Origin of the sequence: Saliphagus sp. GCM10025317 (genome assembly GCF_042663665.1) — an archaeon.
Taxonomy (GTDB): Archaea; Halobacteriota; Halobacteria; order Halobacteriales; family Natrialbaceae; genus Natronosalvus.
In genome coordinates this window covers 742512-755354 of the sequence record NZ_JBHTAQ010000007.1, presented here as the reverse complement: position 1 = coordinate 755354, position 12843 = coordinate 742512, and the positions used below count along the sequence as shown (strand labels likewise).

15 protein-coding genes and 1 pseudogene are annotated in these 12843 nt (G+C 65.9%); 5 read left to right on the top strand and 11 right to left on the bottom strand.

Annotation, left to right across the window (positions count from 1 at the left end; all coding sequences use genetic code 11):
* The first annotated feature begins 169 nt into the window (after positions 1 to 169).
* Positions 170 to 616, top strand: a complete 447-nt coding sequence (locus tag ACFQS4_RS18300) for an acyl-CoA thioesterase (protein WP_312909603.1) — start codon at positions 170 to 172, stop codon at positions 614 to 616.
* Positions 617 to 736: 120 nt separating this feature from the next.
* Positions 737 to 1684, top strand: a complete 948-nt coding sequence (locus tag ACFQS4_RS18295; RefSeq protein WP_500195171.1) for an NAD-dependent epimerase/dehydratase family protein — start codon at positions 737 to 739, stop codon at positions 1682 to 1684.
* A 238-nt stretch (positions 1685 to 1922) separates the two neighbouring features.
* Here the strand turns inward: ACFQS4_RS18295 and ACFQS4_RS18290 are convergent.
* The 3 genes and pseudogenes from ACFQS4_RS18290 to ACFQS4_RS18280 form a co-directional block, all read right to left on the bottom strand.
* Positions 1923 to 2315 (bottom strand): annotated as a pseudogene (locus ACFQS4_RS18290) (class I SAM-dependent methyltransferase); the annotation flags it as partial.
* 331 nt (positions 2316 to 2646) lie between these two features.
* On the bottom strand, positions 2647 to 3705 hold the full coding sequence (locus ACFQS4_RS18285) for a S66 family peptidase (RefSeq protein WP_500195169.1): 1059 nt from the start codon (positions 3703 to 3705) through the stop codon (positions 2647 to 2649).
* Positions 3706 to 3771: 66 nt separating this feature from the next.
* A complete protein-coding gene (locus ACFQS4_RS18280) occupies positions 3772 to 4560 on the bottom strand; it encodes an HAD-IIA family hydrolase (RefSeq protein ID WP_500195167.1) in 789 nt (262 codons plus the stop codon).
* A gap of 110 nt (positions 4561 to 4670) precedes the next feature.
* Here ACFQS4_RS18280 and ACFQS4_RS18275 point away from each other — a divergent pair, with 110 nt between their 5' ends.
* Complete coding sequence (locus tag ACFQS4_RS18275; protein WP_500195165.1) at positions 4671 to 5135, top strand: DUF7992 family protein; 465 nt, start codon at positions 4671 to 4673, stop codon at positions 5133 to 5135.
* 90 nt (positions 5136 to 5225) lie between these two features.
* Here the strand turns inward: ACFQS4_RS18275 and ACFQS4_RS18270 are convergent, their stop codons facing one another.
* From ACFQS4_RS18270 to ACFQS4_RS18255, 4 genes are all read right to left on the bottom strand, one after another.
* Positions 5226 to 6230 carry an LLM class flavin-dependent oxidoreductase gene (locus ACFQS4_RS18270; protein ID WP_500195163.1) on the bottom strand — a complete coding sequence of 335 codons (1005 nt, stop codon included), beginning with the start codon at positions 6228 to 6230 and terminating at the stop codon, positions 5226 to 5228.
* Between the two features lie 85 nt (positions 6231 to 6315).
* Positions 6316 to 6972 carry an endonuclease dU gene (locus ACFQS4_RS18265; protein ID WP_500196666.1) on the bottom strand — a complete coding sequence of 219 codons (657 nt, stop codon included), beginning with the start codon at positions 6970 to 6972 and terminating at the stop codon, positions 6316 to 6318.
* Between the two features lie 33 nt (positions 6973 to 7005).
* A complete protein-coding gene (locus tag ACFQS4_RS18260; protein ID WP_500195160.1) occupies positions 7006 to 7179 on the bottom strand; it encodes a DUF5786 family protein in 174 nt (57 codons plus the stop codon).
* A gap of 73 nt (positions 7180 to 7252) precedes the next feature.
* Entirely contained in the window at positions 7253 to 7660 is a 408-nt protein-coding gene (locus ACFQS4_RS18255) for a hypothetical protein (protein WP_500195157.1), read from the bottom strand.
* A gap of 237 nt (positions 7661 to 7897) precedes the next feature.
* Between ACFQS4_RS18255 and ACFQS4_RS18250 the strand changes: the two genes are divergently transcribed.
* Positions 7898 to 8512, top strand: a complete 615-nt coding sequence (locus ACFQS4_RS18250) for an MBL fold metallo-hydrolase (protein ID WP_500195155.1) — start codon at positions 7898 to 7900, stop codon at positions 8510 to 8512.
* A gap of 238 nt (positions 8513 to 8750) precedes the next feature.
* Here the strand turns inward: ACFQS4_RS18250 and ACFQS4_RS18245 are convergent, their stop codons facing one another.
* Positions 8751 to 8900, bottom strand: a complete 150-nt coding sequence (locus ACFQS4_RS18245) for a 50S ribosomal protein L40e (RefSeq protein ID WP_253429994.1) — start codon at positions 8898 to 8900, stop codon at positions 8751 to 8753.
* Between the two features lie 115 nt (positions 8901 to 9015).
* Between ACFQS4_RS18245 and ACFQS4_RS18240 the strand changes: the two genes are divergently transcribed.
* Positions 9016 to 9237: a hypothetical protein gene (locus ACFQS4_RS18240; protein WP_500195152.1), complete on the top strand. Its 222-nt coding sequence runs from the start codon at positions 9016 to 9018 to the stop codon at positions 9235 to 9237.
* A gap of 22 nt (positions 9238 to 9259) precedes the next feature.
* On the opposite strand, the gene ACFQS4_RS18235 is transcribed toward ACFQS4_RS18240, so the two are convergent.
* From ACFQS4_RS18235 to ACFQS4_RS18225, 3 genes are all read right to left on the bottom strand, one after another.
* A complete protein-coding gene (locus ACFQS4_RS18235) occupies positions 9260 to 9766 on the bottom strand; it encodes a DUF367 family protein (protein ID WP_500195150.1) in 507 nt (168 codons plus the stop codon).
* Between the two features lie 95 nt (positions 9767 to 9861).
* Positions 9862 to 11688 carry a Rieske (2Fe-2S) protein gene (locus ACFQS4_RS18230; protein ID WP_500195147.1) on the bottom strand — a complete coding sequence of 609 codons (1827 nt, stop codon included), beginning with the start codon at positions 11686 to 11688 and terminating at the stop codon, positions 9862 to 9864.
* A 221-nt stretch (positions 11689 to 11909) separates the two neighbouring features.
* Positions 11910 to 12842: a thiamine pyrophosphate-dependent enzyme gene (locus tag ACFQS4_RS18225; protein WP_500195145.1), complete on the bottom strand. Its 933-nt coding sequence runs from the start codon at positions 12840 to 12842 to the stop codon at positions 11910 to 11912.
* Position 12843 lies beyond the last annotated feature (1 nt).

Genomic DNA, 12843 nt, shown 5'->3' with positions numbered 1-12843 from the left:
GGGTTCTGTAGCTGTCTCTATCTCTACCTCTACCGCTGTCTCGAGCGCCCATCGGTTCGTTCGTCCCGAGTCCACACGCGACCGTGATAAGTGCTGGTGCTCGAGGGGGCTCCTGGACGGCCACGACTGATCGAAAGAAACTGATTCCCGGGCGGAGAAGCCAGTAGCGATGACCGCACTCCTCGAGACGCTGATCGAAAACCGCGAGATGGTCCAGCCGAATCACTCGAACAACCTCGAGACGGCCCACGGGGGGAACGTCATGCTCTGGATGGACGAGATCGGCGCGATGTCGGCGATGCGGTTTTCGGGCGAGACCTGCGTCACGGCCCGGGTCGACCGAATGAACTTCGAACGGCCGATCCAGGTCGGCGACGTGGCGTTCATCTCGGCGTACGTCTTCGAGGCCGGTCGGACGAGCATAAAGACGCGACTCCGGACCTACCGCGAGGACCTCCGGACGGGCGAACGGGAGAAGACGACCGAGTCGGTCTTCACGTTCGTCGCCGTCGACGACGACGGCAAGCCGACGCCGGTTCCGGACCTAACGGTCGAGTCCGAGCGCGGCGATGAGTTGCGTCGGGAGGCACTCGAGTACGATACCGGCGATCGCTGAAGACCCGGAACACCCGGTGCGACGATTCGTTTCTACGGCGGCAGTACCGGACCACCCCGTCGCCCCACCGACGGACCACGACCGACGCTACTAACCCGACGAACGCCGTCGGACCCGACGATGAGAATCGCGATCACGGGTGGCACCGGATTCGTGGGGTCCCACCTGGCCCGGCGTCTCGGCGACGACGGGCACGACCTCGTACTGATCGCTCGAGGGATCGACGAGCGCAACGCCGACCTGCTCGAGCGTGAGACCGTCGAATTCGTCCCAGCCGCCGTGACCGACCGGCGGGCGCTACGCGAGGCGTTCGTCGACTGCAACGTCGTGGCGCATCTCGCGGGGATCAACTACGAGCGCGGGACACAGACGTACGAGACCGTCCACGTCGACGGGACGAGGTCCGTCGTCGAGGCGGCGGCCGATGCGGGCGTCTCGAAACTCCTCCTCACGAGCTACCTGCGCGCACGTCCGGACTGCGGGTGGGCGTACCACGAATCGAAGTGGAAAGCCGAACGGATCGTCCGCCAGTCGGGACTCGAGCACACAGTCGTCAAACCCGGCGTGGTCTACGGGCCGGGGGATCGGATGCTGTGGGGGATCGCCCGCTCGCTGGTGACCGTTCCGGTGTTTCCACGGGTCGGGCTTAGCGAGCGCCGGATTCGTCCCGTGGCGATCGAGGACCTCGTCGACGTGCTGGCGGCATCGATCGTCGAGGATCGGCTCTCGGAGACGACGGTCACTGTCACGGGTCCAGAGGAACTGACGGTCGCGGAACTCGTGAAGCGAGTGGGCGACGCGGTCGGACGAAACCCTATCGTCGTCCCCGCGCCGGTTCGAGCACACCTCGTCTCGGCCTGGATGCAAGAACGGGTACTCGAGACGCCGATCGTGACGGCCGCTGGCGTCAGGATGCTCGCCGAGGAGGCGACGGAGCCGGCGCCGGATGCCATGTGCGATCCCTTGCCGGAAGACCTCGAGCCAACCCGGCCGTGCTCGAGGCGGCGAATCGCGGCGGGACTCCCTCGCCTGGAGCCGTTCGGCGTTGGGGACCTTCGGTGGCCCTGACGGGCCGATGCAGGCCGAGTTTCCGCCAGACTTCGGTCCAGTGACGGCCCGTCACGACCCGACAAGGAACGAGCGTCACTCGGCCCCGAGTCGTGCTCTGAACGCCAGGAACCGGGGCAATTCGTCGTCGAAAGACCTCGTGGAGCGGTCGTCTCACGAACGGCATCCACAGCGGGTCATCCTCGTCGCCCCAGTTGCGATTGTACCGCTCTACGGCGTAGTAATCCGCGGATTCCGCGTCGGCGGAACCGATCTCCGGCGGCTCGTGTTCGATCACGAAGTACGTGCTGAACGGGTGGTCGGTCGAGACGACCAACTGTCCACCGGCGTCGAGCACTCGGGCGAATTCGTCCACCAACGGGTCCCAATCCCGAACGTGCTCGAGAGTGAGCTGGCAGGTAACGACATCGAACCGATTGTCGGCGAACGGCAACGGTTCGCGGAGGTTTACCCGACAAAACGCGGCCGCCTCCCCGTGACGGGCGTGGGCTTCCACGAGCATTCCCTCGCTCGCGTCGATACCGACGACGTCGGCGCCTCGTTCCGCGAGGCGCGCGGCGTAGTGTCCCGTTCCCGTGCCGGCGTTGAGCACTCGTTTCCCCGATACCTCCGGAAGGAGGCGACGAACCATCGGCCACTCGTAGCTCGCTCGCGGCTCGACGTGGGGGTTCGTCTCGGCGTAGTTCTCAGCGGTGCGGCCGTACACGCGAAACGCATCCTCGTCAGACATGCCACACCATACCAATCAGGTGTTGGAATATAGTCATTTTTACCACGAACGTTCGTGAGGGTGTCGCAACGACGGGTGCAACCGACGGCTACCCGTTCACGCGGCCCGGTTCATTCGAATTCGTGCTGATAGGTCAGTCCTCGTCGTAGACGAACTTTCCAGCGCGGCGTGGCCCACTTCGAGCAGTGAACCGAACCAATCGAGAGGTGCGCTCGAGCGGCAATGGTCGAGCCTACGGAAACCGAACCGTCTCTTCGGCGGGATCGATCTCGACCCGTCCGCCGATCGAGATGGGGACCGTCGGCCACGCGTGCCCGAACTCGAGTCCCTGCACCACTGGCGCGTCGGGATTGTACTCCGCGAGGACGTCCGCGACGACCTCGCGCTGTTGCTCTCGGTAGGTTTCGCGCCACTCGGGCGGTCGGTCCTCCTCGTGTGACCGGGACGCGGGTCGACCGACGAGCACGCCCGCGAAGCGTTCGAGGAGACCGCGTTCACCCAATGCGCGCAACACGCCGGCGACCCACTCGGGGACGGGGACTTCCTCGGACGTTTCGAGGGCGAGTACCGTCCCCTCAAGGGCGTCGTCCTCGGGCAAATACCGGTCCGCGAGGAACTGCTGGTCGATGATCTCGAGACAGCCGCCCCAGACCCGTCCGGAGACGGCGTCGGTCCCGCCCGACCAGTGCCAGCCGGGACTGGGTTCGGTGTCCCGGGGCGTCTCGAGGGCCTCGGGATCGGCCCAGTTACCGGGCTGGTCGGTGAACCGCTGGGCCGGCTCGAGCGTCCCGATGGAGTCCTCGAAGAACGCTCGCTCGGCGTACGCGACGGTGTGATCGAACATTTCGCCGTCCATCGCCAGTTCGACCATCACGGCGGGGCCGTAGAACGAGACGATTCCGAGGTTCCACAGGTACGTCGCGAGGTTGGTGTTGTCGCTGTAGCCGTAGAACCGCGTGGGATTCTCGCGGAGGACGTCCGGCTCGAGGTGAGAGAGCATTCGAATCTGATCGTTGCCGCCGATGACGGCGATCACCCCGTCGACGTCGGGATCCGCGAAGGCGTCCATCACGTCCCTCGCCCGGGCTTTGGGATTCTCGTAGAGTTCCTCCCGGCCCATCTCCGTGGTCGGGTACTCGACCGGCTTGAGGTCGAAGACGGTTCGCAGGCGCTCGAGTCCCAGTTCGTAGACGTGAGGCGCCTCGAGTGCGGGGTTCGACGCCGGGGCGACGACCGCAATCTGACTGCCTCGCTCGAGCGGCGGTGGCGTGACGAACTCCTGATCGTCCATAGGTGTGACTGTGCCGGTCGGCTCAAGAATCTATGCCAGGTTTGCGAGACGTTAGCACGAACCGGCTCAGCCGAGCACGTCCTCGAGTTCCGCCAGCGAATCGAGGACGTACGTCGGCTCGAGATCGGCGGCCGCGACGTCGGCGCGACTCGCCACACCAGTCGTCACGAGCGCAGTGTCCGTGCCAGCCCGCACGCCGAGTTCGATGTCCGTATTCAACCGGTCGCCGACGACGAGGGTTCGCTCCGAGCCCCCCTCGAGTCCCAGGCGCTCGAACGCGGCGTCGGCCGCGATTTTCGAGGGCTTGCCGAGGATGCCGTCGACCTCGCGCTCCGCAACCGCTTCCATCGCAGCGATGATCGTTCCGGATCCGGGAACCATCCCCCCGTCGGTCGGAATCGTCACGTCCGGGTCCGTCCCGTAGAACGCGTCGGCGCACTCGAGTGCCGTCAGCGCGCGGCCGAGGTCGTCGTAGGTCAGGTCACGGTCGATCGACCCGAGGACGACGGCCGCCTCCCGTGGATCGTCGGTCACGGCGAGCGATCCCGCCTCGAGCAGGGCCTCGAGTCGCGACTCCCCGACGACGAAGACGGACGCTTCCGGGTGCGTGTCCGCGAGGAACTCGGCGGCGACGGTCCCGGACGTGAGCACGCGACGCGGGTCGACGGCGAGGTCGTGCGCCGACAATCGCTCCTCGTAGTGGGCCGCCCCGCGGGTCGGGTTGTTCGAGAACAGCAGGCGGTCGCAGCCGGCGTCGTCGATCGCTCGGATGCCCGTGGCTGCGCCCGGCAGCAGTCGGTCGCCGCGGACGAGGGTTCCGTCGACGTCGAGGATCACCGCCTCGTAGCGCGTCATGGCCGGCACCTGGCACGCGACGGTGTTGAGCCTTCGGGTCGCGGTATCGAGTCGAACGACGGGAGACGGACGTACCAATCCTTATTCGCACTCCGGCCGTACCACCGACCATGACACTCGAGGTCGAGCCCCCGGATCCGCCCGAACTCACCTACGTCGACCCCAACGAGTACGAGGACGCGACCGTCGTCGGCGAACCCGACGACATCGACTACCGCCGCGAGGAACTCCAGGCGTTCCTCGAGGAGGGCGCCTGGGAGGAGGCCTTCGACGCCTGGCGCGAGGACGCCGACCTCGAGCCGCGAGCGTTCGAGATTGCGACCGACCTCGGCCTGTTCTCGCAATTCGACTTCTTCTGGGACGACTTCGCCGACCGCGTCGGCTACCACGCGCCGGGCATTCCCGAGGATTGGCAGGAAAAGGAGTATCACTCGGAACTCGACTCCTGGGGGACCGTCTCCTCGATCAACGCCGAACTCACGGAGTTCGGGCAACTGGTCTGTGAGATCCTCAAGGACGAGTACATCGACTGGGAAGCCGAGTACGAGCCGCCGGAGGACCTTCCGGATTTCTAGACGCTTGAGTCAGCCACTCACAGCTCCGAGGAGTACCGAGGAACAGCGACTGCGAGCTACAGAACCGCGCTAGAAGCGTCCAGAAAGGCGTCAGCGGAGGTCGGGCGCGACCTCCTCGCCCAGTCGATAGATGCACTCGCGCATGGCCTCGGTGTCGGTGCCCGGGTGGTACGTCCGGAAGATCACGTGGACGTCGTCACCCAGCACCTCCCGATGGGCCTCGAGCTCGTCGGTGACCTGTTCGGGCGTGCCGAAAATCGCCTGCTCCTTCAGTTCCTGCGTGCGCTCTGCGGGGAGTTCCTCGACGGGTTCACCCGAGAAAATCTCGGCGTAGCGTCGCTGGATGTAGAGGTAGCCGTCTCGCATGGTCTCCCAGGCCTCCTCGCGGGAATCGCCGACGAAGCCGTGCTTGATGACGTAGATGCCGAAGTCGTCGTCTAAGCCTTCCTCCTCGCGTACGTTTCGAATGTCCTCGACGCGCTTCTCGAGGCCCCGAAGCGAGAGCGACGAGGGCGCACACCAGGCGTCGGCGGTGCGCGCGGCCCGCCTGACGGCCGGCTTGGCCTTTCCGCCGAGCATGATCGGCACGTCGCCGTCCGGTTTCGGCGTGACGGTCACGTCGGGGGAGACGTCGTGAAATTGCGCGTCGTACTCGAGCGGGCCTTCGGACCAGGCGGCCCGACACAGGTCGACCTGGTCGGCCAGGCGCTCGACCCGTTCCTCGCGGGGGACGCCGAAGGCGTCGAACTCCCGGGGATTGGAGCCGATGGCGAGTCCGAGGATCATCCGCCCGCCCGAGAGCAGGTCGACGGTCGCGGCGTCCTCCGCGAGGCGAACGCCGTCGTACAGCGGCGCGAGCGCGATGCAGGTCCCGATCTCGACGTTCTCGGTTGCGGCGGCGAGCGCACCCAGGGTGGGCATCGTCGCCGAGAGGTAGCCGTCCTCGGCGAAGTGGTGTTCCGAGACCCACGCGCTATCGAGGCCGGCGTCGTCGATGGCCCGGCCAAGCTCGAGGACCTCGTCGTAGAGCTCGCTCATCGAGCGGTCGTCGTCCGGCCGCTGCTGGCACGTGAACAGTCCGGTGCCGAGTTGCATGGTGTGAAAATTGCCCGAGGGAGGTAAAGTCGTTTCTAACGACGGCGCGCCGCCCAACGCCCGACACATGAACGTCAATCAACGGCTACTCGTGACCGCCTCGTTCGTGGCAGTACGCGTCGCCCGCTCGAGCCAGCGTACGTGCGACGCGAATCGGCTCCGGACGACCGCCTTCCGGCGTGAACGCCCGGACGAACGACGTAGCCCGGTCCATGTCGAGGCCGACTGCGCGAACGTGGACGGTCTCCGCTCCGTCTGAACTTATCTCGTCTGAACCTGCCGCGTCCGAACCCGTTCGGTCAGGACCCGTCTCGTCCGAACCCGACTCGCTCCCGAGACGAACCGACCGCCTCGGCGGGAGCGACCGATACCGCTCGAGGCGCATCTCGAGCGCCTCCCCGGAAAACGCCTCGCGAAGCCCCGACTCGAGCCCCTCGCTCTCTTCGAAGGTGACCGCGACGACGGGAACGGCCGTCCGGTCGTGGATCGCCTCGAGGTCGAGCAAGTTGTACCAGGCGGGAGCGACCGCGCCGACGAAACAGACGCGAACGTCGGGGCGCTCGAGACCGGCGACGAGCGAGACGACCGCATCGGTCGCGTCGAGGCCACCGACGGTACACCGGTTGAAAATCGCGCCGTCGACCACGCGGTCGGCGCGGACGACGGCCCCGGCGAGCGTGCTCTCGTTGGCCCCGGGCCGGTACGACTCGGCGACACCGAGTGCTCGCGTCCCGGGTTTCAAGTTCATCGCGGTCCTGCCCTGTGAACTGCCGCGCTAGTTGCGGTCCTTAATGTCCTTGAGCCGGTCGAGCAGTTCCTCGCTCGAGGCACCGTTTTCGAACTCGATACTCCCCTGGTGGTTGGTCTCGTCCGACTCCACCGCGTCGTTCTCGTCAAAATCCGCATCGACGTCTCGCTGTTCGGACTCGTCGTAGCTTCCGAACCCCATATGGAGTAAACTACAGGCCGAAGCCAAATAAGGATACTGGCACCAGAACGATACGTTCGCCGACTCGAGCGCGTCAGTCGCTGACCGACATCTCTCGTTCCCGTTCCCGCTCCAGTCGCCGACAGCCCAGGACCAGCGACTCGGGGAGTTCGGCAGCGTGGGACTGGAGTGCCTCGAATACCGCGGCCGCCTCCTCGAACCGCGGACCGCGAGAGGCGACGAACGGGTCCGACTCCCACTCGACGAACCCCAGGTCGTCAAGGAGCGGCAGATGACGGTGGAAGAGCTCGGTCCGGAGCACGTCGGGGTCGGCAGGGGCGTCTGGATTGATCGCTCGCTCAGGGAGTGGAATCGCCTCGTCTCGTGGGGCATCCATGAGCGAGATAATGAGTTGACGCCGCGGTTCGGCCGAGAGGGCTTCGAATACGTTGTCCCAGTTTCGTATCGTGTCCGTGCCATTCTCGAATCGAACCGTTGTCATATCATCACGTGGGGGCCGGTAGTACTTAAGCGACCAACCTAATCAATCAGCAGTTGATCGGTCACGAGAGCAGATAGTGGCGATGAGAACCCCAATTCGAGCGTATCGAACGATATTGTCGGTCCCATTACTCCTGCTCGAGTCGGCAGCCCTCTCGCCAGCAACATGCTGTCGGCTCTCGACTGACGAGTCCCTCGAGGCCAGCGTTTTTGTCCGTCGGCATGGAGTCGTTCGTATATGGATGTCCACCACGTCACGGAGGAGGCCGACACGTTCACCTGCAACGCGTTCCTGGTCACCGGCGGCCGAACGACACTCGTCGACGCGGGCGCGATGGACGGCGTCGTCGACGCGATCCGCGAACACACCGACGACCTCGAGGCCGTCGTCCTGACCCACCAACACGGCGACCACGTGGCCGAACTCGAGACCGTCGTCGACGCGTTCGACCCGGCGGTCTACGCCTACGCGGATCACCCGCTCCGGACCGAGGCGCTCGAGGCCGGCGAGAGGGTTCGAATCGGCGACGAGGACTTCGAAGTGGTGTACACGCCGGGCCACGCCGACGACCACGTCTCGCTGGTCTCGGCGACGACCCTGTTCAGCGGCGACGTCGTCGTCCACGACGACGGCGCGTTCGACTACGGCAGTTTCGGACGGACCGACATGCCGGGCCAGTCCCGGGAGACGCTCATCGAGAGCCTCCAGCACCTGCTCGAGCGACTTCCCGACGGCGTCGAGCACCTCTACGCGGGCCACGGCGAGGTGTTTCACGGCGACGTCAGGGACGTAATCGAGACGGCGCTCGGGCGGGCGGAGAAGCGAGAGCCGAAGTATCCCGACGAGCAGTAATCCGGCACCATTGGTATAACTATTGTAGTTACTATGGCTAATATAGTAATTACAAATTCTATATTAGACGCACTGTTCGGATAGCGATGCCGCAGCGATTCCGCGTCGTCGCGAACCCACCTTCCCCTGTAACCATCAGACGGGCCGTGACCCCGGACGGACGAAACGGTCACCGCGATCAGTAACGCTAGATGTCGCTGTTGCTACGCAAATGACCTCGAGTGGAGAACCGAGTCGATCAGGCTGCGCGGGCTTCCTTCGCCTTCGGGCGGAGGTTCTTGTAGCCGCACTTGCGACAGCGCGTCGCTCGCTGGGAGTTGCGGGCGTTACAGCGCATGCAGATCATCTTCTCGAGCGTCCGTTTTTCCGCGGCGTCGAAACTGGCCATACCGGTCGTTAGCCAGAGGGCCATATAACGGCTGTGATCCATTTTTGGTACCACGACCACGGAGCTCGAGCCGTCGAACGGTACGCTTACAACCAGTTCGGACGTTTCGCCGACCGTGAGCGACGACAGGGCGACTTCGATGAGAGCGATGCTGGTCCACCGAGGCCTCCAGGCGATGGGCATCGGCTTCCTCCTCTCGGGGCTCGGCGTCGGCGCGCTGCTCGCCAGCCAGGACGGCGTGGCACTCGGCGTCGTCGCCATCCCGCCGCTGGTTCTCTGCGGGGTCGGCGTCCTGTTGCTGGTGCTCGTCGGGCGTCGAAGCTCGAGCGGGAGCTGATGGATCCGGGAGAGAAACCGACTCACGTGTCCTCGTCCGCCAGATACTCCTCCTGGACGGCGACCACTTCGCTCGAGTCCGCACATCCGGCGTACCGCTGCAGCGGTTCCTCGTTGAGCGTCAGAAACGTCTCGCCCCAGCGAAACGGCTCGAGGAGGTCGGCGGCGGCCTCGGCGTGACCGAATATGCGGAGCGCCGCGGCAAGTGCCTCCACGGTCGTCAGCCGGAACGGCCGGCCGTAGTTCACCGGATTCGCGGCGACCAAGAAGGGAAGCGCGCGGTGGACACCAGACATCGAGAACGCGGCCTGCTCGGCGGACTCCCACGAGCAGTCGAGCGCCACGAGCGTGTCGAGGGCGTCGTCGGCGTCTGCCGGCGAGAGCGCCCGCTCGGCGTGGGGGTTGAGCACGACGCCGTAGGGGACGGCCCGCATCGACCGGTGAAGGATCGTCCGGTCGAAGCGCTCGAGGCGCCGGGCCGTACACTTCTTCGGGTCGTCGTCGCCCTCGTAGTAGACGTGACACTCCACGCCCCGAGAGAGGGGCGAGGAGACCAAAAGGGGGTCGGTCTTTGCGTTCCCGTTGGAGCGCTCTAATCAGGGACAGGACCAGCCTCGAGTCGATCTCAGGCCTCGTGGATCGCCTCCCCACGGTTCAGCCGTGAGGCGATCCGGAACGTCTGCTCGGCCTCGCGGTTCGTCGGGAAGTGGGCGGCCATGTACCGCGCCGTCGCGAGCAGGGGCATCCGTCGCGTACGCTCGTCGACGGATGGGTCGCCGGCCCCCGCATCGGCCGCTCCCTCCGCCGCGAGCAGGTCGAACTGTCGGAACGCCGCCTCGACGTTCTGTAGCGTGTGGAAGCCGGCGTCCTCCCGGAGGAGTCCGCGCCCGAGCGTCTCTTTGAGGTCGGCAGGGTCGCCGTCGCAGTCGAAGAACTCGGCGACGAGTCGGCCCGCTTCGTTGACCCCGCCCTCGCGGTCGAACATCTCGAGGAGCGCCTCGAGGATCGCGTCAGGTTCTCGTCCAGTCTCGTTGTTCCCCGGCTCCGGCACCGGCGCGGGCGGCGTGTTAAGGAACCGGTCGAGGTAGACGCTCATCGCGGCGTCGAACACGCCGCGGTACAGTTCGACGGCGTCGGTTCGCCGGGTCGTCTGGTGAACGGCGTTGGCGTAGGTGAGGGTGTGGTGGACCGTGTTCCAGTCGGAGAACTCGTTGGCGACGCCGAACTGGGCGACCCGCGTCGTGGCCGCCTGCGTGACGGCCGCCGCGAGGTCCTCGGTCGACGCGCCGTCGGCAACGGCGTCGGCCAGCGCGTCGACGATGGCTTCGGGGTCGTCGCCGAGCAGCGTCGCCTCCAGGTCGCCCGACGGTTCCCACTCGCCCGCTTCGCGAGCGTCCGCGCCCTCCGCGGCCAGCGCCTCGAGTCCGCTCGTCTCGCTCACGTCGCCGCCGTATACGTCCTCGAGCAGGGCCACGAGGTCGACCGGTTGGCGCCACGCCGAGGACTCGTCGCTCCGGGTGGCGGTCACCAGCGGCTCGACCAGCGACGCGAAGACGTCTCCCGCGAGGTCCCAGCCAACGTGCTCGAGGGACTCGAAGGCCGTGTTAGCGAAGTCCAGCACGTGGCCGGTCGTGAGGTAGGGATGATCGGTCGCCGCGGCGAAGACGATCTCCGCGACTTCGGATTCGGCGTGGCCGGCCGCAATAGCCGTCCGCAGACAGCGCTCGGCGCCGTCGGCGTCGCGCACCTCGACGCACTCGCGGAACCAGTCTTTGAGGCGCTCGAGGGACACCTCGCTCGTCGAGAACGATGGCTGGTCGAACTTCGGCGGTTCGCTCGCACAGTCGCTCGCGACGTGACGAACGCCGGTGTAGAGCGCCCGCTTACGGTCCTCTGGTGCGAGGTCGTCCATCACGTTCGCCATGCAGCCGAGAATGGTCGCGCCAGAGGACCAGCCCACGTCCCGGTAGTGGGTGGCGAACTCGAGCGTCGTCGCCATCGGTTCGGCGTAGTCGACCCCCGCGTCCAGCAGGCCGATTGTCGACTTGGCGGTCACCAGCCGCAGGTTCTCCTCGAGACCCGTCTCCAGCCTCTCGGCCCAGTGTTCGGCTGGCGAGGTCTCGAGCGGGGGGTTCGGGTCGACGTAGACGGTGCCGTCGCGGACCTCCGTGGGGTACGTGCGGACGTCGTCGGCCCACGGATCGAACGTGTCCCCGCAGGAGAGTTCGAACCGAGCGTGGTGCCAGTGACAGGTCAGGATGCCGTCGTCGACGGTTCCCTCCGAGAGGGGGAAACCCATGTGCGGACAGCGATTGTCGACCGCCCGGACCTCGCCCTCGTGGTAGAAGAGGGCGATGGCCGTGCCGTTCTTCGAGAGCAGTTCGCGACCGTTCTCCTGGAGGTCCTCGAGGGGGACTGCCTCGACGAACCCCGATTCGGTATCGGATGACATACGAGAACGATGGACGAGGAGTCCTAAAGGCGTTCCCTGAAATCAATTTAAGCACGACGAGCGGGAGGAACGCGTCTCTTCGCGGGTGCGTGTCGTGAACGTGGGCTCGGAAGCATGAGTACGCGCTGTGACTCGAGCAACTGCTCTCGAGAATCGGGCCTCGAGCACGATCGTCGAAAACGGGTTCGAAAAGCGAACCGGGATCGAATTCGAACGCGAGGTTACTTGTGGCGCTCGAGCAGGTCGTAGCTACGCTCCCACTCGGCGTCATCGTCGAAGTACCGCTCCGCGAGCGGTTCCTCGGGCATCTCGCCCAGTTCCTTCTTCTGTTGCTGGTAGGACGGACGCTCGTCGACGAAGTACCGCCCGGTGAGGACGGTGCCCTCGTAGAGCGCGTTTTCGGTCTCGAACATCATCTCCTGGGCCTCCTTGCGGTCGTGGACGTCGAAATCGTAGTCGTCGGACTCCTGGACGTCGACGTACGGGACGTACTGTCGGGCGTCCTTGTTCCAGGTCGGACACTGGGTCAGGAAGTCGATGTGCGCGAAGCCGTCGTGCTCGATGGCCTCCTTGATGATCTCTTTGGCCTGGTTCGGGTTGACCGCCGCCGTGCGAGCGATGTAGGTCGCACCCGAGGTCAATGCCAGCGAGAGCGGCCGGATCGGGGACTTCGCGTTGCCGTGAGGCGTCGTCTTCGACGTGTGACCCTTCGGGCTCGTCGGCGAGGTCTGGCCCTTCGTCAGGCCGAAGACCTCGTTGTTGAACACGATGTAGGTCATGTCGTGGTTCTCTCGAGCCGTGTGCATGAAGTGGTTGCCACCGATCCCGTAGCCGTCGCCGTCGCCGCCCGCAGCGACCACGGTCAGGCCGTCGTTGGCCAGTTTCGCCGCGCGGGCGACCGGCAGCGAGCGGCCGTGGATCGTGTGGAACCCGTAGGTGTCGAGGTAGCTGTTCAGCTTGCCCGAGCAGCCGATGCCGGTGACGGTCAGGACTTCCTCCGGGGTGAGTCCGACCTCCGGGAGGGCCTGCTTCAGCGCCTTGAGGACGCCGAAGTCGCCACATCCCGGACACCAGGTCGGCTGGGGCTCGAGACCGGGCGTGAACTCGTCACGGTCGATCTCGCGTTCGTCGCCGATTGCGTTGAATGCACTCATA